This is a genomic window from Pseudomonas sp. NDM (genome assembly GCF_003105095.1).
Classification (GTDB): Bacteria; Pseudomonadota; Gammaproteobacteria; order Pseudomonadales; family Pseudomonadaceae; genus Aquipseudomonas; species Aquipseudomonas moraviensis_A.
On the sequence record NZ_QETJ01000014.1, the window covers coordinates 37,335 to 60,601 of the forward strand.

Annotated in this window: 23 protein-coding genes and 3 pseudogenes; 11 read left to right on the forward strand and 15 right to left on the reverse strand. The window is 58.4% G+C overall.

Going from position 1 to position 23,267, the window contains the following annotated elements:
* Positions 1–24: 24 nt before the first annotated feature.
* From DCO47_RS05730 to DCO47_RS05760, 7 genes and pseudogenes are all read right to left on the reverse strand, one after another.
* The gene (locus DCO47_RS05730; protein ID WP_116657707.1) at positions 25–294 is read right to left on the reverse strand and encodes a hypothetical protein; all 270 of its coding nucleotides are present in this window, start codon (positions 292–294) and stop codon (positions 25–27) included.
* 261 nt (positions 295–555) lie between these two features.
* Positions 556–1,128 (reverse strand): hypothetical protein, encoded by a 573-nt coding sequence (locus DCO47_RS05735; RefSeq protein ID WP_042610257.1) that lies wholly within the window; start codon positions 1,126–1,128, stop codon positions 556–558.
* A gap of 170 nt (positions 1,129–1,298) precedes the next feature.
* Positions 1,299–4,388 carry an efflux RND transporter permease subunit gene (locus DCO47_RS05740; protein WP_116657684.1) on the reverse strand — a complete coding sequence of 1,030 codons (3,090 nt, stop codon included), beginning with the start codon at positions 4,386–4,388 and terminating at the stop codon, positions 1,299–1,301.
* Positions 4,385–5,494, reverse strand: a complete 1,110-nt coding sequence (locus DCO47_RS05745) for an efflux RND transporter periplasmic adaptor subunit (protein WP_116657685.1) — start codon at positions 5,492–5,494, stop codon at positions 4,385–4,387. Before DCO47_RS05745 ends, DCO47_RS05740 begins: the two co-directional genes overlap by 4 nt.
* A 99-nt stretch (positions 5,495–5,593) precedes the next feature.
* Positions 5,594–5,747 (reverse strand): annotated as a pseudogene (locus DCO47_RS05750) (transporter); the annotation flags it as partial.
* 143 nt (positions 5,748–5,890) lie between these two features.
* Entirely contained in the window at positions 5,891–6,517 is a 627-nt protein-coding gene (locus DCO47_RS05755; protein WP_116657686.1) for a TetR/AcrR family transcriptional regulator, read from the reverse strand.
* 134 nt (positions 6,518–6,651) lie between these two features.
* Positions 6,652–7,974 carry an APC family permease gene (locus tag DCO47_RS05760; protein WP_116657687.1) on the reverse strand — a complete coding sequence of 441 codons (1,323 nt, stop codon included), beginning with the start codon at positions 7,972–7,974 and terminating at the stop codon, positions 6,652–6,654.
* Between the two features lie 533 nt (positions 7,975–8,507).
* On the opposite strand from DCO47_RS05760, the gene DCO47_RS05765 reads away from it, so the two are divergent.
* Positions 8,508–8,870 carry a DUF6124 family protein gene (locus DCO47_RS05765; protein WP_116657688.1) on the forward strand — a complete coding sequence of 121 codons (363 nt, stop codon included), beginning with the start codon at positions 8,508–8,510 and terminating at the stop codon, positions 8,868–8,870.
* A gap of 128 nt (positions 8,871–8,998) precedes the next feature.
* On the opposite strand, the gene DCO47_RS27215 is transcribed toward DCO47_RS05765, so the two are convergent.
* Positions 8,999–9,214 carry a YHYH domain-containing protein gene (locus tag DCO47_RS27215; protein WP_083352982.1) on the reverse strand — a complete coding sequence of 72 codons (216 nt, stop codon included), beginning with the start codon at positions 9,212–9,214 and terminating at the stop codon, positions 8,999–9,001.
* 191 nt (positions 9,215–9,405) lie between these two features.
* Between DCO47_RS27215 and DCO47_RS05775 the strand changes: the two genes are divergently transcribed.
* Positions 9,406–10,716 (forward strand): MFS transporter, encoded by a 1,311-nt coding sequence (locus tag DCO47_RS05775; RefSeq protein ID WP_116657689.1) that lies wholly within the window; start codon positions 9,406–9,408, stop codon positions 10,714–10,716.
* A 34-nt stretch (positions 10,717–10,750) separates the two neighbouring features.
* Here DCO47_RS05775 and DCO47_RS05780 read toward each other — a convergent pair.
* Together DCO47_RS05780 and DCO47_RS05785 are read right to left on the reverse strand one after the other, a co-directional pair.
* Positions 10,751–10,840, reverse strand: a pseudogene (locus DCO47_RS05780) (nickel/cobalt efflux protein RcnA); the annotation flags it as partial.
* Positions 10,841–10,843: 3 nt separating this feature from the next.
* Positions 10,844–11,143 carry a metal-sensing transcriptional repressor gene (locus DCO47_RS05785; RefSeq protein ID WP_083352984.1) on the reverse strand — a complete coding sequence of 100 codons (300 nt, stop codon included), beginning with the start codon at positions 11,141–11,143 and terminating at the stop codon, positions 10,844–10,846.
* 866 nt (positions 11,144–12,009) lie between these two features.
* On the opposite strand from DCO47_RS05785, the gene DCO47_RS05800 reads away from it, so the two are divergent.
* Positions 12,010–13,017, forward strand: coding sequence for a LysR family transcriptional regulator (locus DCO47_RS05800; RefSeq protein WP_083352986.1), 1,008 nt, complete (start codon positions 12,010–12,012; stop codon positions 13,015–13,017).
* Here DCO47_RS05800 and DCO47_RS05805 read toward each other — a convergent pair.
* Positions 13,014–13,475 carry a RidA family protein gene (locus tag DCO47_RS05805; protein ID WP_083352987.1) on the reverse strand — a complete coding sequence of 154 codons (462 nt, stop codon included), beginning with the start codon at positions 13,473–13,475 and terminating at the stop codon, positions 13,014–13,016. The genes DCO47_RS05800 and DCO47_RS05805 overlap by 4 nt on opposite strands.
* A 215-nt stretch (positions 13,476–13,690) precedes the next feature.
* Between DCO47_RS05805 and DCO47_RS05810 the strand changes: the two genes are divergently transcribed.
* The 3 genes and pseudogenes from DCO47_RS05810 to DCO47_RS05820 all read left to right on the forward strand — a co-directional run bounded on the left by DCO47_RS05810 (position 13,691) and on the right by DCO47_RS05820 (position 15,192).
* Complete coding sequence (locus DCO47_RS05810; RefSeq protein WP_116657691.1) at positions 13,691–14,083, forward strand: AraC family transcriptional regulator; 393 nt, start codon at positions 13,691–13,693, stop codon at positions 14,081–14,083.
* A gap of 51 nt (positions 14,084–14,134) precedes the next feature.
* Positions 14,135–14,239, forward strand: a pseudogene (locus tag DCO47_RS05815) (DNA-directed DNA polymerase); the annotation flags it as partial.
* Positions 14,240–14,295: 56 nt separating this feature from the next.
* A complete protein-coding gene (locus tag DCO47_RS05820; protein ID WP_116657692.1) occupies positions 14,296–15,192 on the forward strand; it encodes a serine hydrolase in 897 nt (298 codons plus the stop codon).
* Here DCO47_RS05820 and DCO47_RS05825 read toward each other — a convergent pair.
* Complete coding sequence (locus DCO47_RS05825) at positions 15,166–16,098, reverse strand: LysR family transcriptional regulator (protein WP_116657693.1); 933 nt, start codon at positions 16,096–16,098, stop codon at positions 15,166–15,168. The genes DCO47_RS05820 and DCO47_RS05825 overlap by 27 nt on opposite strands.
* 145 nt (positions 16,099–16,243) lie before the next feature.
* On the opposite strand from DCO47_RS05825, the gene DCO47_RS05830 reads away from it, so the two are divergent.
* From DCO47_RS05830 to DCO47_RS05845, 4 genes are all read left to right on the forward strand, one after another.
* Positions 16,244–17,290, forward strand: coding sequence for an SDR family oxidoreductase (locus DCO47_RS05830; RefSeq protein ID WP_116657694.1), 1,047 nt, complete (start codon positions 16,244–16,246; stop codon positions 17,288–17,290).
* Positions 17,291–17,347: 57 nt separating this feature from the next.
* Complete coding sequence (locus tag DCO47_RS05835) at positions 17,348–18,658, forward strand: NTP/NDP exchange transporter (protein WP_116657695.1); 1,311 nt, start codon at positions 17,348–17,350, stop codon at positions 18,656–18,658.
* An 84-nt stretch (positions 18,659–18,742) separates the two neighbouring features.
* Complete coding sequence (locus DCO47_RS05840; protein ID WP_116657696.1) at positions 18,743–19,285, forward strand: AAA family ATPase; 543 nt, start codon at positions 18,743–18,745, stop codon at positions 19,283–19,285.
* An 88-nt stretch (positions 19,286–19,373) separates the two neighbouring features.
* Positions 19,374–20,276 carry a bestrophin family protein gene (locus DCO47_RS05845; protein ID WP_065617128.1) on the forward strand — a complete coding sequence of 301 codons (903 nt, stop codon included), beginning with the start codon at positions 19,374–19,376 and terminating at the stop codon, positions 20,274–20,276.
* Between the two features lie 43 nt (positions 20,277–20,319).
* Here DCO47_RS05845 and DCO47_RS05850 read toward each other — a convergent pair whose 3' ends face one another.
* Entirely contained in the window at positions 20,320–20,619 is a 300-nt protein-coding gene (locus DCO47_RS05850) for a hypothetical protein (protein WP_042610244.1), read from the reverse strand.
* A 136-nt stretch (positions 20,620–20,755) separates the two neighbouring features.
* Between DCO47_RS05850 and DCO47_RS05855 the strand changes: the two genes are divergently transcribed.
* Entirely contained in the window at positions 20,756–21,367 is a 612-nt protein-coding gene (locus tag DCO47_RS05855) for a transferase (protein WP_116657697.1), read from the forward strand.
* A gap of 118 nt (positions 21,368–21,485) precedes the next feature.
* Here the strand turns inward: DCO47_RS05855 and DCO47_RS05860 are convergent, their stop codons facing one another.
* Both DCO47_RS05860 and DCO47_RS05865 read right to left on the reverse strand, forming a co-directional pair.
* Positions 21,486–21,941 (reverse strand): hypothetical protein, encoded by a 456-nt coding sequence (locus DCO47_RS05860; RefSeq protein ID WP_116657698.1) that lies wholly within the window; start codon positions 21,939–21,941, stop codon positions 21,486–21,488.
* A gap of 116 nt (positions 21,942–22,057) precedes the next feature.
* Positions 22,058–23,161 carry a tetratricopeptide repeat protein gene (locus DCO47_RS05865; RefSeq protein ID WP_064361866.1) on the reverse strand — a complete coding sequence of 368 codons (1,104 nt, stop codon included), beginning with the start codon at positions 23,159–23,161 and terminating at the stop codon, positions 22,058–22,060.
* Between the last annotated feature and the right edge of the window lie 106 nt (positions 23,162–23,267).

Genomic DNA, 23,267 nt, shown 5'->3' on the forward strand with positions numbered 1-23,267 from the left:
CAGGACGCAGAGCCCTGGCAAATGTCACTTCTTCTTTTTCGCTGGCTTGTCGGCCTTCTCTGATTTCTTTGCCTTCTCCGGTTTGCTGTCAGCTTTCTTGGCGGAATCCTTGGGCTTGGGGTCTTTTTTCTTTTCTTTCTTGTCAGAGGGCTTTTCTTTCTTGTCGGAGGACTTCGATAGCATCGAAGCCGCATCCGATTTCTTCGCCGATGACGACTTTTTGTCTTTCAATTCTTTACTGGCTTTCGAAGTCTCACCTTTGCTCTTCTTGTCATCTTTAGCCACGTTAACCACCTCTCGGAGTAGTGCTGACATTAGCGCACTGCCTGCGGAATTGCCCACAGGCTCAGTATTAGGCGTGGCTGGTGGAATGCCGTTCAATTTATCTCAAACGTCGACAATCGCAGGTTGTAAGTTCAAAAGCTGTTGGCGATGTGGAAGCGCCTTGCACTAAAAGGCGCATCCTGTTCTTCGTCCTGGTTTCGGCGAAAGAAATCGCGCATCAGCTCGGCAGGAGCTTGACGCTGCCACAAACCCTGCTCGCGGGTCTGCCAGTCATTCCTTCACCTGTTGAGCCAGTGCGGTGGGGTAAATGACTTGCTGGGTGTCAAGGTTGCGAATCTCGGATTCGATGCTGATGGTTGACACCTCGCGTCCGCGAGGTCCGCTGATAGCGGTGCTGGTGGAGAAGTCCACCACATAACGCTGGCCGGCGCGCAATTCGACATCGCGTGCACCGAAGCCGCATTTTGCGCCGCCGGTACCTAGCCCGTTCATCGATACCCAGCACCAGCCCAATGAGTGCTTTCCGGGCGTAAGGCGTAGCGCCTGCTTGCCGGAAACGTCGAGAATTGATGCACGACCGGCGCCCGGCAACGGTTGGTCATCCACCTGCGTGGCCAGCAGCAGTCGGTGAAAGGGCACGCCGATAGCGCGAAATTGAGTGGTCGCGAAGTAGACAAGCGCGGCGTCGGGAGCGTTATTGGAAAGATCATAAGGCGTCATCGATTCCGGCGCCCATTCGCCCTGGTAATCCTTGTAGTGATAGTTGGAGCAGGCGGTGGTGAAAATGGCTGCCAGCAGAACCGCAGATAACTTGAGTGGCGAATTGAATAGCGACGAACGCATTGTTCTTCCTTGTTGAGATACCTACGGCTGCTTCGTCAACAGCGGCCGTTTCCGGTGAAGAGTGATATCGGGATGATATCACTCAAACCATCACAGATCCTCTGCGGCGCTGTTCTTGTGCCAAAAAAAAGACCCGCCGCGTGACGAGCCTCTTATGCCTGTACTTCGCTTCAGGCCGATTTCACCGTGTCAGCCTCTTGGTTGTTCTCAGCCCGAATCCTGAACCAGATCGCATACATCGCCGGCAGAAACACCAGCGTGATGATGGTGCCAACAAACGTGCCGCCGATCAGCGTGTAGGCCAGCGTGCCCCAGAACACCGAGTGGGTCAGCGGAATGAACGCGAGAATCGCTGCCAGCGCGGTCAACAACACTGGCCGCGCCCGTTGCACTGTCGCTTCGACCACGGCATGGAACGGCGCCAGCCCTTCCTGTTCGTTGTGATGAATCTGCCCGATCAGGATCAGCGTGTTGCGCATCAGGATTCCCGACAGCGCGATCAACCCGACCAGCGCGTTGATGCCGAACGGCTGATTGAAGATCAGCAGCGTCGGGACGACACCGATCAAGCCTAACGGCGAGGTGAGGAAGACCATGATCATCGCCGAGATCGAACGCACCTGCACGATGATGATCAGCAACGTCATGGCGATCATGATTGGCAGCAACGGCAAGATCGCCTTGCCTGCCTTGCCGGATTCTTCGATGGCGCCCGCCTGTTCAATCCGGTAACCGGATGGCAGGTTTTCGATGATCGGCTGCAACTGCTGGATGATCGCGCCGGAGACGTCCGGTGGCTGCAAACCTTCGGCGATGTCGCCACGCACGGTGATGGTCGGCGTGCGATCACGGCGGCGCAGGATCGGATCCTCCATGCGCACTTCCACCTGGCCGATCTGCGACAACGGGATGCGCTGCCCCGCCGCGCCGACCAGGGTGAAGCCTTCGATCTGTGCCGGGTCGAGGCGGATATTGCCCGCCGCACGGCCGACGACCTGCACTGATCGGATGTCCTCACGAACCGCCGTGATCGGCACGCCGCTCAGAAGAAATTGCAACTGCTGGGCCACCGCGCTGGACGTCAGCCCCACCGCCTGCAAGCGATCCTGATTCAGGTTGAAGTGCAACGTCGGCGTCAGCGGCCCCCAATCCGTGTTGACGGTTCTCATCATCGGGCTGTCCTGCATCACCGCCCTGACCTGCTCGGCGATGTCGCGCAGCTTCGCCGGTTCAGGCCCCATCACGCGATAGGCCACCGGGAATGGCGAGTACGGGCCGAAGACGATTTGCGTGGCCCGAACGCGTGCCTCTGGAGCAAGCCCTTCAGCGACGGCTTCGCGCAAACGCAACTTGAGGGTTTCGCGAGCGTCCTGGCCGTCGGTCAGCACGACGATTTTGGCGAACGATGGATCCGGCAACTCCGGCGCCATCGCCAGGAAAAACCGTGGCGCGCCCTGGCCGATATAGGCCGTGACGATTTTGGCCTCTTCCTGCTTCTGCAGCCAGGCTTCGACTTTGACCGCGGCCGCGCTGGTCTGCTCGATGGACGTGCCGTAGGGCATCTGCACTTCGATCATCACTTCGGGACGGTCAGAGGTCGGAAAGAACTGCTTCTTCACCAGCCCCATGCCTGGAATCGCGACGACAAACAGCGCGACAACCATGCCCGCCACCAGCCATTTGCGCGTAATCACCCACGTCAGAATCCGCCGGAAGCGGTTGTAGCGCGGCGTGTCGTAGATTGCCGCATGTCCGCCTTCGACTTTCTTGATGTCCGGCAACAGCTTCACGCCCAAGTACGGCGTGAAAGCCACGGCGACGACCCACGACGCAATGAGCGCGATGCCGACAATCCAGAACATGTTGCTGGTGTATTCACCCGCCGTGGACTGGGCGAACCCGTTTGGCAAAAAACCTATCGCCGTGACCAGGGTACCCGCGAGCATCGGCGCTGCGGTATGGCTCCAGGCATAGGCCGAGGCCTTGATGCGGTCGTAGCCCTCCTCCATCTTCACCACCATCATTTCAATGGCGATGATCGCGTCATCGACCAGCAGCCCCAGCGCCAGGATCAATGAACCCAAGGTAATCCGGTCGAAGTTCTTGCCGGTGGCTGCCATCACCACAAACACGATCGCCAGGGTCAACGGCACCGCCGCTGCGACTACCACGCCGACACGCCAGCCCATGCTGAGAAAACACACGAGCATGACCACCAGCAGCGCGACAAAGAACTTGACCATGAACTCGCCCACCGCCGAGTCGATATTCACTGCCTGATCGGTGACTTTGGACAGGGTCATGCCCAAGGGCATTTCCTCGTTGATCCTGATCGTTTCGGCATCCAGCGCCTTGCCCAGATCGAGACCGTTCCAGCCCTCGCGCATGATCACGCCGAGCAATAACGTTTCCTCGCCATTGTTGCGCACCAGAAAGGTTGCCGGGTCTTCGTAGCCGCGCTCGACCGTCGCGACATCAGATAGCTTGAGGGTTCGCTCCTGCGCAACCACCGGCGTGTCACGGATTTTCTGTAACGTATCGAACGCGCCATCGACGCGCAGAAAAACCTCCGGCCCTTTGGTTTCGACCGATCCGGCGGGGGTCAGGACGTTCTGATTGTTGAGCGCGGCGAAGATGTCCTGCGGCGACAAACCCAGCGTCGCCAACCGATCATGGGAAAACGAAACGAATATCCGCTCAGCCTGCTCGCCGATGATGTTGACCTTTTTCACCCCCGGCACATGCAACAGGCGCTGGCGTAATGTCTCTGCGTCGCGCACCAGCAAGCGCTGCGGCTCGCCCTTGGCTTTCAAGGCGAACAGCGCGAAGGTCACGTCGGAAAACTCGTCGTTGACCATCGGCCCGATGACACCCGCCGGCAGCCTGATTGCTTCGTCGTCGAGTTTTTTGCGTGCCTGATAAAACTCTTCCTGCACCTGCCCCGGCGGTGTGCTGTCGAGCAACGACACCACGGTAAATGCAAGCCCCGGGCGCGTGTAGGTTTCCGTGCGGTCGTACCACTTCAATTCCTGCAGACGCTTTTCCAGGGGTTCGGCGACCTGGTCCTGCATCTCCTGCGCGGTCGCCCCCGGCCACGCGGTAATCACCGTTAGCTGCTTGACCGTGAACGGCGGATCTTCCGCCCGGCCCAACTTGAAGAACGACAGGACACCGGCGACGGCAATCAGAAAAATCAGAAACACCGTGATCGCCCGTTGGCGAACGGCGATGGCGGAAAGGTTGAACCGGCCCTCGCTCATGGACGGCTCCCGGCAAGCTGGCCATCGTCGCGGGCAAGCAATCGCACTTCTTCGCCATCGCGCAGCAGATGCGCACCCAGCGCCACAATCGGCTCACCGACGTTGAGTTCGCCAGCGATGCGCGCCGAATCGTCACTCAATCCGAGCACTTCGACCGGTCGCCAGGAGACTTTCGCCGGTGTGCCTGCGATCACCCAAACGCCGGGGCCTTTGCCCGGGTTGTAGATTGCGGTCATGGGCACCTTCAGCGCCTGTTTTGCCGCAGAACTTTGCGGGATTTCGATGGTGACCGTCGAGCCGATCGGCGCATCGGCCAGTTTGCCTTCAAGCACATAGCGCGCTTCAAAGGTGCGAGTGGCGCGGTCGGCGGAGTCGGAAAGCAGACGCAGTTTTGCACTGACGACAACCGACGTATCGCCATACAGTTTTGCCTGGGCGGTTGAGCCTGCTGCGGGGCGCAAGGTTTCGGGCAGATGAACGATGGCTTCACGCTGACCGGCGCGCGCCAGTCGCACCACCGGTTCGCCGGGGCTGACGACTTGCCCCGGTTCCACAAGGGTTTCCACCACCACGCCATCAGCGTCCGCCACCAGCACCGCGTAACCGGAAGCGTTGCGCGCAACGTCCGCCTGCGCGACAGCGGCATTGAGTTGCGCCCTAGCGGTGTCGGCCGCGGCTTTGAACTGATCGTAGGCCGATGCCGAAATGGCGCCGGCGGCGACGAGCCGGCGATTGCGCGCTTCGTCACCGGCAGTCTGATTTGCCCGGGCGCGAGCGGCGCTCACCGCTTCTTGCTGCGCTCGCGCCTGCAGGCCGAGGTCGATCGGGTCAAGACGCATCAGTGGCTGCCCGCGCTTGACCGTCTGGCCGGTATCAACCAGACGCTCAAGCACCTTGCCCGAGACGCGAAAGCCCAGATCGCCCTGCACTCGCGCCGCCACGACACCGGTGAACGATCGGGACCCGTCCTCTGCAAGTTGCACCGCAGCCGACCTCACCAAGGGCGCCAAGGTACGCGGGTCTTTTGCGCTGGAGGAATCCCCGCACGCCGTCAGGGCCAAGGGCAACAAACATACCGCGAGGGGGAAAGGTCGGAGCCGGCGCATGGAATTCCTTTACTGAAAATAGGATGACCATCATATTCTCAGTATTGTGACCAATATCGTCAACAGTCACAACGTTTCCGGCCCGATTTCAACGCTGAATCAAAAGCGGTAGCTGACAGAAGTGCCGAGGCCGCTGGCGCTGTTCACGTATTTGGCCTTGTACGAACCTTTGCCTATCGAGGTGTCGTTGAATACGCGGTCCGCGATTGGTGTTGTTGGCCGGAGACTGATCAACCGAGAACCCGGTACGCAGCACTGAAATAACCAAACTGCGGCGGCCATGTAGCCCGAGTGACCATTCCAGTCAACAGTCAGTCCAGAACAGCGGAAATGTCGTTGCGTCAGGAACAGGATTGGGTTGGGACGACTGATCAGACTCCTCGGATCAGCAGAGCGTCAAGGCATCAAGCTGCGCAAGATGAGGTTCGAAGTCAGCGTGGGCGCCACTTCGATGAAGTCGAGGTTGTGTTGCAGCATCAGCGGATTGACGAAGGGCCGCAGCGCCAAGTGGATCGATTCGACGGTTTCATCCAGCGGCGTCCTGCGCTCGAACTCACCGACCTCGCGCCCTTCACGGACAATGTCGGTGATAAAGCGCTTGATCTGCGCATCGTAACGCTGCGCACTCGGCCAGTTTTCGCCAGCGGCGAATGCGGCAATGTCGTAGAGCTTGCGGTCGTTGAAGAACAGATCCACGCCCGTAGCAATCACAGTTTTCACCAAACGGCGGAAGCGCTCGGTGGGCGTCAGGTCGGCTTCATTGATCGCCAGTTCGACCGCCGCAACGATCTGCCCCAGGCAATTCGCGCAGATGGCCTCGCCTATCGCCTGCTTGGAATCAAAGAATTTATAGATATACGCCTTGGAGAAACCGATGGCCTTGGCCAGATCGGACACCGTGGTCTTGGCGTAGCCGTACTGGCTGAAATGCTCGTTGGCAGCCGCGACAATCTGATCACGAATGTCGTGATCGACTGGCCCACGCGGGCCGGGGAAGGATGGGGAAACTGAAGTCTGATTCATGTCGGCAGCTTACTCACCCGCCCGCCGACTGACAACGTGCGACACATTTTGAATACCACGACCCACCCCCTGTAGGAGTGAGCCTGCTCGCGATAACGCCCTCCCAAACGACACCAACCCCCCAAGCTGCTGCACTACCCGGCTTTACTGATCGCGGAAAAATTGATACGAGAAAAGCCGTGCAGCAACATCCCGACAATGATCAACGCCCCCGCCCGCAACCACGTCTCCCAGCCCTGCTGACTGAGCAGAACCAGACACGACACGATCGCAAGCACCGGAACGAAGGTCGGCACGCGAAAGTGATCCTCCTCGACCCTGTCGCGACGAAGCACGAGCACCGCCACATTGGTACTCAGAAACACGAACAGCAACAGCAACACCACCGTCTCTGCCAGCGTTGCCAAAGTCCCCGTGAGTGTCAGCGCAATCGCCACCAGGGTGGTTGCGACAATGGCCGCCCAAGGAGTTTTTCGTTCAGGCAGCACCGCACCCAAAACTCCCGGCAACAATCCGAGGTTCGCCATGCCATACGTCAATCGACTGGCCATGATCATGGTTAACAACGCACCGTTGGCCACAGCGATCAGCGCAATGAAAGAGAACAGCGCCGGCGGGATTGCGAGGGTCGATGCGCGGACAACCTCCAGCAAAGGCGCCGACGTGGCGACCAGTTTCTCGGTAGGCAACACCGAAGAAGCCGCCACACCCACCGCCATGTAAACCACGCCAGCCGTAATCAAAGCCGCGAACAAGGCGCGCGGGTAGACCTTGCGCACATCCTTGATTTCCTCGGCCAGATTGGCCGAAGTTTCGAAACCCACGAAGGAGTAGAACGCGAGCAATGCCGCACCCAGAACCGCCAGCATGGGACTGACGCCAGGCTTGAACGTGAGGGTCCGTCCCAGGTCCGCCTCGCCTGTGCGGAAATACCAGACTGCAGCCACGATCACCAGAAGCAGCCCCGACAGTTCAATCACGGTCATCACCAGGTTCGCCCCGAGCGACTCCTTGATCCCCCGCGCATTGAGCAGGCCGATAGCCAGAAGAAACACCAGCGCGGCAACCTGCGGCGATACGTCGACGAAGGCGTTCAAGTAATCACCGGCAAACGCCAGCGACAAACCCGCAGCGCTGGTGACCGCAGCCGCCAGCATGCAAAAACCGACGAGGAAGGAAATGAGCGGTGACTTGAACGCCTTTTCCGCGAACACCGAAGCCGCGCCGGCGTGGGGATATTTGGTCACCAGCTCCGCGTAGGAACCCGCCGTCAACATAGCAAAGAACAGCGCAATCAGCAGCGGCACCCAAATCGCGCCGCCCACCTCCCCTGCGATCGTTCCGGCGAGGGCATAAACCCCCGCCCCCAGAACATCGCCGAGAATAAACAGAAACAGCATCGGGAAAGTGATAGCCCGGCGCAGAGAAGTTTTATCAGTGGGAGCCGTCACGGTCATTCCTTGGTTCAGGTGTGGAGGAGCTGGTGGTTGTCACCTCAAACAATGGAAATGGCGCCGAAAGCAAAGTTCAAAATGTGTGATGGGATGAACCGCAGAGTACAAAGTGCCTCCCCTGTAGGAGTGAGCCTGCTCGCGAAGACTCCAGCCCAGTCAACACACAACCTCAGCCAAACCCAATTTCCTAAACACCTCGTTTAAAAGCGATATCCAGACCATGCCAGCAAGCTACAACGCCTTGCGCCATTGCCTACGACTACGCCAGAATCCGCCGGCTTGTGCGCCTCGGGCCGTGGTTCTATCGTTGGCCGGTCACTGAAAACAGTGATCGGGTTTGGTAGCCCGCTTTCCACATGGCGCATAACGTCACCGTCTGCAGATGCTTTCGCATCGGTTTTATGGTGGCCATGCGCAGGGCGTTTTCGAGCGCGCCGGTTTTTCCATGTGGGCCGGTCTACCAACCTTCGTATGGCCACCACCCTTCGTTTGGTAGCGAGAGTGATGGCTCCCTTGGTCACATATGGAGCTTCACCATGTTCAAAGTAACGCCTAACCCGCCAGCGTCGGACGCAACATCACCCTACGAATCCCTCGACTCAAAAAAACTCCACGAAGCCGCCGACCGCGCCCTCGACCATTACCTCAAACCCACCGACACCATCAAAACCACGCCCTACCAAACCAGCAGCATGTTCCTCGCCAACCCGAAAACCGCGACTGAAGAATTGCTGGTCAACGCCAGCGAATCGCTGGGCTCTGCCTCGGTGATGTTGAGTGATGTGATCGGGATGGTTGAAGGATCTGCGCGCAAGACACTGCAAGGTATTGCGCAGGTCGTCATGCTCGGCGAGCTGGCGGTTAATCAGGCGTTGGATAACGTCGTGCCGGTGGAGTAACCGAAAACGCCCTGTTACCGGTGAGGTGCAGAGCTTCAAATACAAGCGATGAAGGTCGGGCGTACGCTTATGTCCCGCCCCCCACCGCGCTCATCACAAGAGCCCAGCCTTGCGCTGGCTCTTGCCGTTTAGTGGCAGTGGTAGTCGTTGGTTTTATGGTTGCGATGGCAACCCTTCGAGTCAGTGCCACCGCTGTGCGCAAAGGCAGCAACGGATGTAATCGACAATATGGCGGCAATCAGAATGGCGGACAGTTTCATCAGGGCTTGCTCCATGCTCGTGTTTTTATTGTTGTGAGAGGCCTCACGCATTGCAGCGTATGGCCAGGTGCCTTCATTGAGCAAGCGACTTTTCCGGAGATTCGATCAAAGGTCGAGTGCTTATTTATTGAGCTACTCCCGTCTCTGGCTTAGGATGACCTATAATCCCCCCCAGGGGGATATAAAATCGTCTGCAAACCAGAGCTCGTCGCTTCTTTTTCTGCGGGAAGCCTCAGTGAGCAGATAGGCACACGCGTCTGCATTCGAGATTGCTCATGTTGAAAATTCTGGCCAACCGAACCTACCGTCATCTCTTCCTTGCGCAAGTGATCGCACTCGTCGGGACTGGTCTTGCCACGGTCGCATTGGGCCTGCTTGCGTTCGATCTGGCCGGAGCCCAAGCGGGAGCCGTACTCGGTACGGCGTTGGCAATCAAAATGACCGCCTACATTGGCGTTGCGCCGATCGCCGCGGCTTTTGCAGAGCGACTTCCCCGGCGTGCAATGTTGGTGTCGCTGGACCTGGTGCGAGCCTTCGTCGCGTTGGCTCTGCCGTTCGTGACGGAAATCTGGCAAATCTACGTACTGATCTTCGTCCTTCAATCAGCTTCGGCAGCGTTCACTCCCACGTTTCAAGCGACTATTCCAGACATCCTGCCGGATGAAGACGATTACACCCGCGCCTTGTCGCTATCGCGCCTGGCTTACGATCTTGAAAGTGTTGCCAGCCCGATGCTCGCCGCCGCGTTGCTGACCGTGATCAGCTTCCACAACCTGTTCGCCGGCACGGTCATCGGCTTCCTGGCCTCTGCTGCTTTGGTTGCCACGGTATTGTTGCCAAAGGCGAAGCAGATACCACGACGCAGCATTTACGAACGAACCACTCGAGGTATGCGCATATTTCTGGCCACACCGCGCTTGCGTGGGCTATTGGCTCTCAATCTGACAGTGGCTGCCGCCAGTGCCATGGTTATCGTCAATACGGTGGTGTTGGTGCAATCGCGCTTCGCTCTGCCTCAAAGCTCGACCGCATTGGCGCTGGCTGCGTTTGGAGCTGGTTCGATGGTTTCAGCACTGGTCTTGCCTCGGCTGCTGAAGAACATCAAAGATCGAACGGCCATGCTGTCGGGTGGCGCAATACTGGTCGCAGGTCTGGTCGCTGGCATCAACCTGACCTCCTACGAATCCCTGTTGCCATTGTGGATGGTGCTTGGCGTGGGCTATTCGCTTGCCCAGACTCCGAGCGGTCGACTATTGCGGCGCTCGGCGCATGCCGAAGATCGCCCGGCATTGTTCGCCGCCCAATTTGCGTTATCCCATGCCTGCTGGCTGATTACCTACCCATTGGCTGGGTGGTTGGGCGCGAATATCAGTCTCACTGCGTCATTTGTCGGACTGGCTTTGTTGGCATGTGCTGCGCTGGTGGTCGGTATCGTGATTTGGCGTCCAGCTCATGACCAGGAGTCGATCAGACATACCCACGAGAACCTGCCGAAAGATGACGCACACATCCACGGCCAAGAAGGTCCGGATCACCAACATCCATACGTGATCGATGACCAACATCGCCGATGGCCCGACCGGTGATCGTGACCAGGAGACTTGATCCTACTATTGACCAACCTCGTAAGGCTCCGAGCAAAATAGCGCTCGGGAGATACAGCCAGACTTGAGCCTCGCCCTGTCGTGGGAGTTCAGCAAAATCGGGCATGACCTAAAGGTACTTGGTGATTTGTTTAAAGGCTTCCAGCGGTGCCCGCTCACCATTGTTCAACGCCGAGACGGTGTCCTCCAGGCAATGATCGATGTGATCCTGGATAAGTGTTCGTTTGGCCTGGCAGATCGCTTTCTCAACCGCATGAAGCTGCTGAGCGATATCCACGCACTGACGCCCTTCTTCGATCATGGTGATGATGCCGCGCAAATGACCGTCCGCTCGCTTGAGGCGCTTGATGATCGCCTCGTGACTCTGATGGGTATGGGGATGGCTGTGTTCGTGTTCTTGCTCACTCATGACTTGAGGCCCGGGCTTCGATGAATTATGCTCGCATCCTATCCCCCCCAAGGGGATACGGTCAAACATGAGAAAGCCCCATCAAACAGGCCGAAAACCGAATTCCATGTTCAACAGGACACTGACAACGACGGTGGTAATCGCGCTTGCACTCGCCATGTTCATGGCTTGGGCCGGGCATACCTATTCGTTGTCGGTGCCGTCGCAACAGCCAACGTGGGAGATCACTCAAGACGCCCATCACTCTCACGGCGAAGAGGTTTCATCCGGCCACTCAGTTCTTTCAGAACACTATCACTCGCCACTGACCCCTGATCATCAGCACGAAACGCCGCAACTCACGGCCCCATTGATGCTGGCGACCTCGCCAATGCCATCGATGCGAGTCGATGCACTGCGACACGCTGTTCCCCCGCCGCCGATATTCCTGATCGAGCGCCCGCCACGTCCTTCGTTCGCATCCTGACCATGGCCGCCATGCGGCCCAAGATCTTCAAGGAGGGCTGCTAACCCTGCGTACGTGTCCGCTTTTGGCCGAAAGCGGCCAGCAGCAAGAATCCGACCTGACCACTAAAGAAAGCTGAAACTACAGCTCCAAACCGGAGCCCCGAATCCCCATTTCTCGGCAAATCTCGCTGTCAGGCGCGCCCAAGTCCGCAGACGCTCCCTCCCGTGAGCGCACCGGCACCCAGCCTGCATTGCTCCCGCCGAGGCGGATCGGCAGGCCCCAACCAGGGCAACATCCGATCTTCGCTACCCCATCGACTGACACCCTTTTCAACCAGAATGCTGGGCAAAGTCTGCTTGTGCACGCGATTCTTGGTTCACCTCAAGCCATTTCGTATGATGAGCAACCTAAGTTTGGGATGCTTGGCGTGAAATCATCATCAAAAAAAGCTTCAACCACTCCGCCCGTACCAACCGGCGTCACCCAGAATTTAAGCGAGGCTGTAAATCAACTTTCTTGGGACGATTTGCGAATCATTAAAACGCTAAGTGAATGCGGCAATAGAGCCACGACTGCAAAGAGGTTGGGGATCAATGTATCCACCGTATCGCGTCGTGTGGCTCAAGTGGAAAAGACACTTGGGGTCGCCCTATTTGACCACCGTCGCTCGGGGTACATGCTGACGCCCGAGGGCATTGAGTTAAGGGCCCTCGCCGAACGCGTCGAGCTTGATATCGTGAGCGTCACGCGTCGAGTTTCTCGGGCAGGTCAAGGGCTACTTGGAAAACTTAGGATCACTACTAGCGACTCCCTGCTGCTGTATTTCCTCACGCCGATCATCGCCGACTTCAAGGCGCTTAATGAAGGAATTGCCATGGAGGTTCTGGTTGGCAACGAGACGTTAAGTCTCGCTCGCGATGAATCTGATGTAGCGGTGAGAGCGACCACAAATCCTGCCGAAAGTCTCGTCGGGCGCAAGCTCGCTTCGATTGCATGGGCGCCTTATGGCAGCATAAAACAAGCGACTACTATCCCGTTCGCAGAAGGCCAACCGTGGGTGTCCTATTCCGCAGGATTATGTGGATTGAAAGCTAAGAGCTACGTCGAGGACAGAGTCAGCGCCGACTGTATTTCTTATCGCACCGACTCAGTCGCGGCGGCGAGCGTCGCCATTGCGGCAGGCCTTGGCTATGGGTTTCTGCCGTGCATGCTGGGAGACATTACGCCTGGGTTAACACGCGTCGGGCCAGTTGTGCGCGAACTACAGGATGAGCTCTGGCTGCTTACGCATCAGGACATTCGAAAGTCATGGAGAGTAAAGGCGTTCATGACTTTTTGTGCAGCAGCAGTAGCGCATCAAAAGCCTTTGATCGAAGGGCAGCTGGATCTCCCGGTTGCGCAGCGCGAAACCGGGAGCGTCTCTTAGTGGGCGCTAGATCCGATGACAGCCTTGCAGACAATTTCAATCAGCTGTGAACGTTGAGCCAACCTGGATACACCGATGATATTGCTCGCGCACTGGGGCCGCTCAGTGCGATATGCGGCTTTGCGCACATCACCTACCACGGCGAAGGCCGCGTCCATATCCAATACGTATAGCGTTTCTTCGACGACATCATTAAGGGTTGCTCCATAGAGCGCGAGCAACTTGGCGATGTTGTCGTAAGAGGCGCGCATCTGCTCTCCTATCGACGAGAAATCGCTGGGCTTGCCCTCGCTATTCAAAGGCGCGGGAGCAACCAGGTTGCCCTCCTCATCGTGGTTGAACTGACCCGAGATATAGATCTCGTTTCCAACTTTTCTGGCCTGGGGATAGCCGTAGCCCTCCTCCCATGAGACTCCCCAGTAAGCGGTGTTTTTGCCGTGCGGTTGTGAAGCAGCCATTGCTTTCTCCTTGCAGATGACGAGTCGAATGAGGTCGATTCGAGTTGTCGGGAGGCAAAGGCTAGCACCGGAAACACTATTGAAAATGCGCATTTTTGCGCCCCCAGCAGCGCAAAATTGCGCCCCCATCACGACACGCATTCCGTTAAATTTTTTCCATCGGCTGACCGCTGGATTGAGCTTATCAACCGGCGACTGGGAAAAAAGGAATCAGGATGAAAAAGGAAACATGCGCGTCCTCACTTAAGGATGTGACTAAACAGACCGGGCAATTGAAACCTTGGCAGATTCAACGCGCGGAGCAGCTGATGCTCGATAACCTGGACGCAGATATTTCAGTGGCAGCTATCGCACAGGCCTGTGCGCTATCGCGCAGCCATTTCACCCGTCAGTTCAAAAAGAGCACTCTCGTCTCACCCAAAGAATGGATGCGAGCGCAGCGGATTTTGCGGGGCAAGCAGTTGCTTCAGACGTCTAGATTGTTGCTTGCAGACATTGCACTGGAGTGTGGTTTCTTTGATCAATCTCACTTCTGTCGAACATTCGTGCAAACCGAAGGTGTGACTCCCAGGACTTGGAAACAGAACAATCAATCGCCTGTGCTGTGATTTGATGAGCGGCATAACGGGGCCAAGTCGTGCCTTCAGGTTTGATCCTAGGAGGCGGCGCATGCCAACGGCGCCTTGGTGGAATTGCCGTACCCGACCAACGACGTGAGGCTGACGAAGGCTGCGACCGAAGCGGTCAATCGCCGTTTCCGACCTCGGCCAGACAAGCTATCGTATCGAACTCTCGCTTCGTCAAACCCCCAGGAAAGCCAATGCCCAGCTCACTTGTATTGAACGGCCAGGCTCACCACCTCGACCATTCAGACCCCATAACCCCATGGTGGAGCTTTACCAAAACAGTGTTGGCAGCGACCGCGCTTTCATTGGTACGTGACGGTCTGATCGAACTGGACGAGCCAGTTCTCAACCAGCCTTTTACGCTGCGTCAGTTGCTGCGGCATGAGGCAGGTCTCGCCGATTATGGCGAGCTGGCTGAATATCACGCCGCCGTCGCTGGCAATGAGGATGCATGGCCGGTGATTGAAATGATGCAACGTCTTGAGGGTGCGCGACTTCGATACAGCCCTGGCACCGGATGGCGTTACTCGAATGTTGGTTACCTTTTCGTCGTGAGACTTATTGAACAGCTCACTGAGCTGACGCTTGAAGAGGCCATCCGCCGACGCGTCTTGACCCCATTAGGCCTTTCGAGCGTTCGCTTCGCTAAAACGCGGGCCGATTTGAAGGAATGCCAAGGTGGGAATACGTTGAACTACGACCCCGCCTGGGTCTATCACGGCTTGCTGATTGGCCCCCTCTCGCAAGCGGCGTTATTACTGGATCGGCTCCTCGCCGGCCAACTCCTTCCCTCGACGTTGCTCCAGGCAATGCAGACAGCACAACCCTTGGGCGGGCCGATTCCAGGACGTCCATGGATCGCTCCGGGGTACGGCCTTGGTTTGATGCAGGGTTCGATTGAGGGCGGATTGATGCTGAGCGGACACACGGGTTGCGGACCCGGCAGTGTCATTGCCGTTTACCGATTCTGCGATGGCAACGCATCAGCCTGTTGCGCGGGTTTCGAGATGGGAGCCAATGAAGGTGCCGTTGAAGCCCACGTCGTCCAACGATTGATGCAGGCCTTACGACACGGCGCTGACAACGCCTGAGTTCTTTGCCGACTGCCGTTCGCCCCGCAAAAAATCCACAAACGCCCTCAGCGGCGAAGGCATGTGACGGCGTCCGTGGTAGTAAAGAAACGGCCCGTCGAAGGCCTGCCACCAGTCCTCGAGGATCCGCACCAGTCGACCATCGGAGAGCGGCTCGCGCAGAAAATCCTCGAAGGTATAGATGATGCCCAGCCCGTTGATGGCCGAGCGAACTGTCAAATCGTGGGACGACGTCAGCAGTTGCCCCTGAGGCGGGATACGCACGATACGGCCGTCTCGATGAAACTCGAATACGCCGACTTTGCCACTTTCGAATCGATGACCAAGCAGGTCATGGCCTGGCAGTTCTTCGGGGTGAGTGGGTGTCCCACGTTCAGCCAGATAGCGCGGTGCGGCCGCTGCAACGAAGCGTTGGCGACGAGGGCCGATGGGTACGGCGATCATGTCTTTGGCCAGGCTCTCTTCATAGCGCACGCCGGCGTCATAGCCGCCAGCGTTGACGTCGACGAAGGTGTTGTCCATGACGACTTCGACACTGACCCCTGGATAAAGGCGCAGAAAACGCGCCAGCAGGTCGGGCAACAGAAAGCGTGCCACCGGCACTGGCACGTTGAGCTTCAGCGTGCCGACCGGGCGCTGAGCGTCGTCGTCCAGATCGTTGAAAGCCGCGTCGATTTCTTGCAAGGCCGGGCGCAGGCGCTCGAGCAATCGCTCGCCGGCCGCCGTCGGCGTGACGCTGCGGGTGGTTCGATTGAGCAGGCGCACGCCCAGATCGCCTTCCAGCCGACGCATGCAGTCGCTCAGCGATGAGGCGGACAAACCGCGCTTCTGCGCCGCAGCACGAAATCCCCCCGCCTCGACCACCGCAGCAAATATCGACACATCGGTAAGGTTTGGTTTACGCATGGATGCTCCCTCCGCAGGCGCCTGACTGTACGCCATACCGTACGGGCCATCCACCAATGCCCGGCTTATCCTCGCGCATTCGTACACCGATACTGCTCACTCGCCCCGCCAACCGGGAACCTATGACGCGAATGAGAACTCCCCGATGATTCATTCACCCGCTACGCCGAGCAATACCGCGACCCAACGCATCCTCAAGGCCGCCCGAACGCTGTTCGCCATTTCCGCGCTGACCGGCACACTGGCTGCGGAGGCCACTCCCCGAACGGAGCCGAAGCCGGACTGGTCCACCCAGGACATGCCCAGCCAGAAAGGCCGCATCGTGCTGGTCACCGGGGGGACCAGCGGCATGGGCTATGAAGACGCGCTGGCCCTGACGCGAGCCGGTGCCGAGGTGATCATCGCCGCACGCAACGCCGAGCGCGGCCGCGAAGCGATCACGAAGATCAAGCAAGCCGTGCCCGAGGCGCGCGTGCAATTCGAAACGCTGGACCTTGCCAATCTGCAATCGGTGCGCGACCTCGCCAACTGTCTGCTAGGGCGCCTGCCGAGGCTCGACGTGCTGATCAACAATGCCGCGATCATGTCGCCGCCTGTTCGAGGCGTTTCCGCCGATGGCTACGAGATGCAACTGGAGACCAATTACCTGGGGCATTTCGCCTTGACCGGCCTGCTGATGCCCCTGCTACGCAAAAGCGACGATGGTCGGGTGGTCAGCCTGTCGAGCATCGCCGCAGGCCGCGCAACCCTGAACTTCGACGATTTGCAGGCTGAGCGCGATTACGACCCTTTCGCCAGCTACAGCCAATCGAAACTGGCGATACTCAAGTGGAGTATCGAGCTGCAGCAACGCAGCGACGCCGCCGGTTGGGGAATACGCAGCATCGCCGCGCACCCCGGCGTTGCCGTGACCGAGCTGATCGCCCGTGGGCCTGGCCTGGACAGTCAATTCGGCAAACAATGGGCGGTAGAGCGGGACCTGTATCATTCCGCAGCGCAGGGCGCGCTGCCGACGTTGTATGCGGCGACGGCGCTGGAGGCCGTCGGCGGCGCCTACTATGGGCCCACCGGAGACAACGAGAAGCGCGGACCGCTGGGCTTTGCCAGGATGCCACCGGCCGCTGCCGATCGCTCGAATTCGGCCACACTGTGGCAACTCTCCGAGCGACTGACCGGCGTCACCTACCGCTGACCGCCCGGTACGGGCAGGCCCCGTGCCGTTGCCCCGCCACTCCCACAGGAGCGCAACATGGATACGTCTCTTCTCGCCCACCGCGCCGGCGCCATCATCAATGCCGAGGCTCACGAGCTGCCCCCTGCGCTCAACGGTTTTCTGCTGTTCGTTTGCCTGTTCGCCGGCTATTTCATGCTCCGTCCGATCCGAGAATCGATGGGCATCACTGCCGGCGTAGAGAACTTGCAGTGGCTGTTCACCGCGACCTTCCTGGTCATGCTGGCGGCCGTTCCGCTGTTCGCCTGGCTCAGCGCACGCGTGCCGCGCCTGCATTTCGTGGACTGGGTGTACGGATTCTTCTGCACCAATCTGCTGTTGTTCGCCGTCTTGTTCCTGGGTGAGGAAAGCCCGTGGCTGGCGCGCGTGTTTTACGTCTGGATATCGGTCTACAACCTGTTTGTCGTATCGGTCGCCTGGAGCCTGATGGCCGACGTGTTCGACAGTGCCCAGGCCAAACGCCTGTTCGCTTTCATCGCGGCGGGCGCCAGCGTCGGCGGTCTGAGTGGTCCTGCGCTGAGCGCCTTGCTGATCGGGCCGCTGGGCGAGTCCGGCCTGATGCTGCTGGCCGCTGTTTTGCTCGGCGCTGCGATGTTGTTCAAGCGCCAGCTGATGCGCTGGCGTGAACGGGGTGGCGCAGGACGCCCCGATGCCGCGCCGAGCGAAAGCCCTCGCAGGCCGTTGCCGGGCAATCCGTTCAGCGGCATGACGGCCGTTTTGAAATCACCCTATCTGCTCGGCATCTGCGGCTTTGTGGTGCTGTTGGCGACAGTCTCCACCTTCCTTTACTTCGAGCAGGCACGTGTCGTCGCCGAACACTTCCCGGACCGCGAGGCGCAGGTGCGGGTATTCGGCATCATCGACTTTGTCGTGCAGGCGGGCGCCCTGCTCTGCCAGCTGTTCATCACTGGACGCCTCGCGCAAAAGCTCGGCGTCGGCGTGCTGTTGGCTATGGTGCCGCTGGTCATGTGCGCAGGGTTCATCGGCCTGATTTTCGCGCCCAGCTTCGGCCTGATCGCCGCGCTGATGATCGTGCGCCGCATCGGTGAGTACGCCTTCGTGCGCCCAGGCCGGGAGATGCTGTTTGCCCCGCTCGATGCCGAAAGCAAGTACAAGGCAAAGAACGTTATCGACACCGTGGTCTACCGCGCCGGCGACGCCATCAGTGCCTGGGCGAAAAGCGCGCTGGACGCCCTCAGCCAAGGTGCAGGCATGGCAGCGCTGGTCGGCGCGCTGTGTGCACTGCTATGGGGTCTGCTGGGTTGGCGGCTCGGCGACCGGGCGGACCGACGATCCAGTGCGTCGGCAGCGCGGCAATCCCCCGCCTAGCGTTGAAGAGTCATTGACGGAGACCGGCATTGCCGTAGAATCGCCCGCCCAAAAAATCAGCTTGCAGAGCAAGAAGGAGCTTCGATGCAACGGGTGATGATTGTTGGCCAACCAGGGTCTGGCAAAAGTACCTTGGCGCGCAAGCTGGGTGAGCGCACGGGGTTGCCGGTGGTGCATATCGACACGATCCATTGGCAGCCAGGCTGGAACGAGCGCAGCCCGGATGAGAAGACGCGACTTTGCCTGGAGGTCGAGGCGCGCGATCGCTGGATATTCGAAGGTGGCCATTCGACCACGTGGGAAAACCGCGTGGCCCGTGCTGATCTGCTGATCTGGATTGATCGTTCGGCGACGCTTCGATTCTTGCGCGTACTGCGCCGGACCCTGCTCAACCGCGGTCAGTCTCGGCCTGACTTGCCGGAGAACTGCCCCGAATTGCTGGGAAACCTGCCGGTGTTCCTCCGGTTCATGTGGCAGACGAGAAACACATCCCGAGCTAAAATCCGCCATTTCGTGTCGACGGCGCCGTTAGCCTGCCGGGTGGTTCATCTGCAGTCGAATCGGCAGACGAGGATTTTTCTCGAAAATATTAGCCGTTCAGCTAGCCCGGCTCCGCAGATTGACTGACGGTTGACCGCTTCACCAGGGAACTGCCGGTGCCAGGCATCGTCCGAGCTTAAGCGTTTAAGCAAACTGCTCGCCACGAGGTTTCCGTTTGAAAGCTGCCATCGTCAAAAAATACCGTCTGATCATCAAGACCCTCGGCTACGTGGGCTGGTCCTTGTTCTGGTTGCTGCTCTGGGACATCGCCGTCACCGTGGATTTCATGCTGTTTCTCAACGCCAAGCTGAATCTGCCGCTGATGCCGCTGACCTTGCTCGGTTCAGCGTTGATCGTGTTGATCAGTTTTCGCAACAGCAGTGCCTACAACCGCTGGTGGGAAGCCCGAACGCTGTGGGGCTCGATGATCAACAATTCCCGCAGCTTCGCCCGGCAGGTGCTGACGCTGCTGGACGATGCGGGTGGCGAGGTGAATCCGGTCAAATCCACGCTGTTGCGCCGCCACGTCGCTTACGTCAATTGCCTTGCCGCGCATCTGCAAGGTCAGCCTTGTCCCGATGAGGTGCGGGCGTTTATTCCCGCCGAAGAGTTCGCCCGCAGTGGCACGACCAACAACTTCGCCAACGATATCCTCACCGGCTCGGCGACCCTGCTCGCCAAGGAATACAAGGCCGGGCATCTGGACAGTATTCGCCTGGCGCGACTTGAGTCGACACTGGTCGACCTGTCCAACAGCCAGGGTGGCATGGAGCGGATCGCCAACACGCCGCTGCCCTACCCTTACGTGTATTTTCCACGGCTGTTCATTTCGCTGTTCTGCCTGATCGTACCGGTGGGACTGGTTGAATCTTTGGGCTGGTTCACGCCCCTGGCGTCGACCGTGGTCGGGTTCATGCTGCTGGCCATCGAACGCATCGGCACCGATCTGCAAAGCCCGTTCCGCCACAGCGAACACCAGATTCAAATGGAAGCGCTGTGCGAAACCATTGAAAAGAACTTGCAGTCGATGCAGCGTGATTCCTTGGGTGATGTGCGCAGGCTTGAAGAGCCCGCTTGAGGCGCTGCTTTAGCAGCAGCGCTTTTCATCGGATGCAGAGCAATTATTGATAAGTGTCCGCCTCTTCGGCGGGATAAAACTCACCCTGCTTGCCCAGTTCTTCCAGTCGTTCGCGCGCGATCACTTCAACGCGAGCCACTGCGGCCTGATCGTCAGGATCCACCAGTTGCAAACACAGGCGTTGGACATTCTGATCATGGGTACCCTCGCTGAGCATTTCGTGGGTGAAGACCTGTTCAGCACGCCATAGGCATAACTGGGTATGAGTTCCGCCGAGCCATATCTCGTTGATTGATCCCAGATCAGTGGTAGCCAGTTGATCCACGGTAATTGTCTTATCCATTGCGTCGTACCTGAAGAATGCTCGTAAACAGGTACGACTGGCAGGCACAGCGTGTCGTTCCAACCGTCGACAGTTTGACCGCGCCGATGATGTTGCAGCAGATCGCATACCAATCTCACTTGTTCGGAAGATGCTTATGAAATCAGCAAAAATCGACGACTACATCGCCAGCTGGCCTTTACTGGGCGTCGGCTCGACTGCCCCTTGGGCGGTGACTCAGGACTGCGAGAGCCGAATCCTCGCATTGCTTGAAACTCTCGGCGCCGGCTACCGGCGTCAAGGCAATTGTGCCGTTCATGAAACCGCCATCGTTGAGCAAGGCGCTGTTCTGAAAGGCGCAATCATCATCGGCGAAGGCTGTTTTGTAGCCGCGGGCGCTTATCTTCGTGGTGGTGTGTATCTCGGCAGAAACTGCATCGTTGGCCCCAGCTGCGAGCTGAAAAGTACTTTCGTGCTCGATGGCAGCAAACTTGCCCACTTCAACTTCGTCGGCGACTCAGTGATTGGCAAAGCGGTGAATATTGAAGCCGGCGCGATCATCGCCAACTACCGGAACGAACTGGACGGGGCCGATATCAAGATCCGCCACGAAGATCAGGTGATCGAAACGGGCGTCAGCAAATTCGGAGCGCTGGTGGGTGACGGCTGCAAAATTGGCGCAAATGCCGTGATCGCTCCTGGAGCTTTGTTGCGGCCCCACACACGTGTGCCTCGTCTGGGATTGATTGATCAGTTTGCTTACGATTAAAACGAAATGTGTACTCAGGAACTGAATCGCCGTCGCGCGGGGCTGCCCAACTCAGCCAACCTCCCATACGAAAAAGCCCGCAAAGCGGGCTTCTTCAGGCATCGACCAAGCATGCCGCTTACTTGTTCCTCAACAACACATAAGTCTCACCGCCCTTGCGGTCATGCTGAAGAATGAAGTTGTTGTCCTGGATACGCACCTTCGACGGCACACGATCAGCAACCGGCGTTTGCGAGTAAATCTGCGCGGCACTCAGCAATTGTCGGGTCAGGCTGTCATCCGACTGACTGGCAGTGGCGACGACGCATTCCTTTTCGGAGAGTTGCACGGAAAGATTTTTGTCTGCGGTGAAGCCGATGCGCGTGAAGCACATGTCCACAAGCTCGGTGATGCCGTTCCTCTTGGCCGCTTCAGCCGAGCCGGCGAACGACGGGGCGGTTTTCAGACAAATGTCGATAAAAGCTTCAATCGCTTTGGAGGTGACAGGTGTCGGTGCGGTTGGCGTTGCAGTGGTGCAGCTGGCGAGCACGAACAGGCTGGACAAAGCCAGTGTGCGGAACAACGTATTGGACATGACGCGGGAATCCTTCCATTTGAAATTCGCAATGCAGCCGTCTGGCTGAAACCGCCGGAACAGGCGGCGTGCATGATAAATGAAAAACGCGATACCAGGCTGGCCACCCCTGCAGCTTACTGTTCGCTTGTCAGATCACCTTTGAGTCCCCTGAGACCCGACGGGCTTGAATAGAGGGTCTCCAGAGCCGATATCTCAGCCAGTTGCTGCGGCGAAAGTGTTTTCTCTTCTTTCTCAAGCTGCTCGCGCATGGGGTCTGCAATATCGCTCGGCAGCGTCTGTTTAAGCGCCACACGCAACAATCCGCAAGCCTTGAGCTTGTTACGGCTGACGCCCTGCCCATTATCGAAATGAACGGCGAGGGTAATCTGCGCCACAGCGTGACCTTGAACCGCCGCCTGCAACAGCCAGTGATTGGCAAGTGGATAGTTCACCGGTACATCCCCGCCACTGCTATAGAGATAGCCGAGGACGTACTGGGCGTTGACCCGGCCCTGATCGGCGGCACGGGTATACCAACGCAATGCGGCGGGTACGTCTTTAGGAGTACCAGTGCCTTGTAAAGTGACCGCCCCCAATAATTCAAATGCAAAGCTATCGCCAGCATTGGCCGCTTGGGTGAGCAATTTGACGGCGTGTTGAGGGTCGGCTGGAATTCCTTTACCGGAAAAATAGAGTGTGCCTAATAGCGTCAGAGCCTCGGCATCTCCATGATCGGCTGCCTTGCTAGCCCATTTGAACGCCTGTTGGTCGTTTGCCTCAACGCCGTAACCTTTGTCATAAAAGATAGCGAGTTGTCGTTGAGCCTTTGTATGACCTTGTTCTGCTGCCTTGCTGAACCATTGCGCGCCTTGAACAAAATCACTGGCCACCTCTCCACCCGCGATGCTTGCGACCCCCATGTAATATTGTGCGTCGGCGTATCCCTGATCGGCCGACTCAGTTATCCATTGCAGACCTTTTGGTCGATCAACTTCGACGCCTCGACCGTAATATTCAATGATGCCAATCTTGTATTGCGCAACGGGGTCGCCTTTTTCTGCAGCGCTCAAGTACCAGTCTGCGGCTTTGCCAGGGTTGCGGCTGACTATCAGCCCCTCCTCATAGGCTGAGGCGATCAAGGCAGTAAGGCTATAAGGGCTTCGCCATAGTGCGATCACGAAGGTAACAAGAAGAAAGGCCAAGAGGCTGAGGCATAGAGCAATCGAGAGCTTGCGCAATTTTGAATCCGTTCATGAATGGGAGGACAACGCTCGGGGCCGAGTCGCCCGACAGGTTATCGCCAGTTTCATGATTAGCTTTATGACATCGCCTTTACAAAGTGCC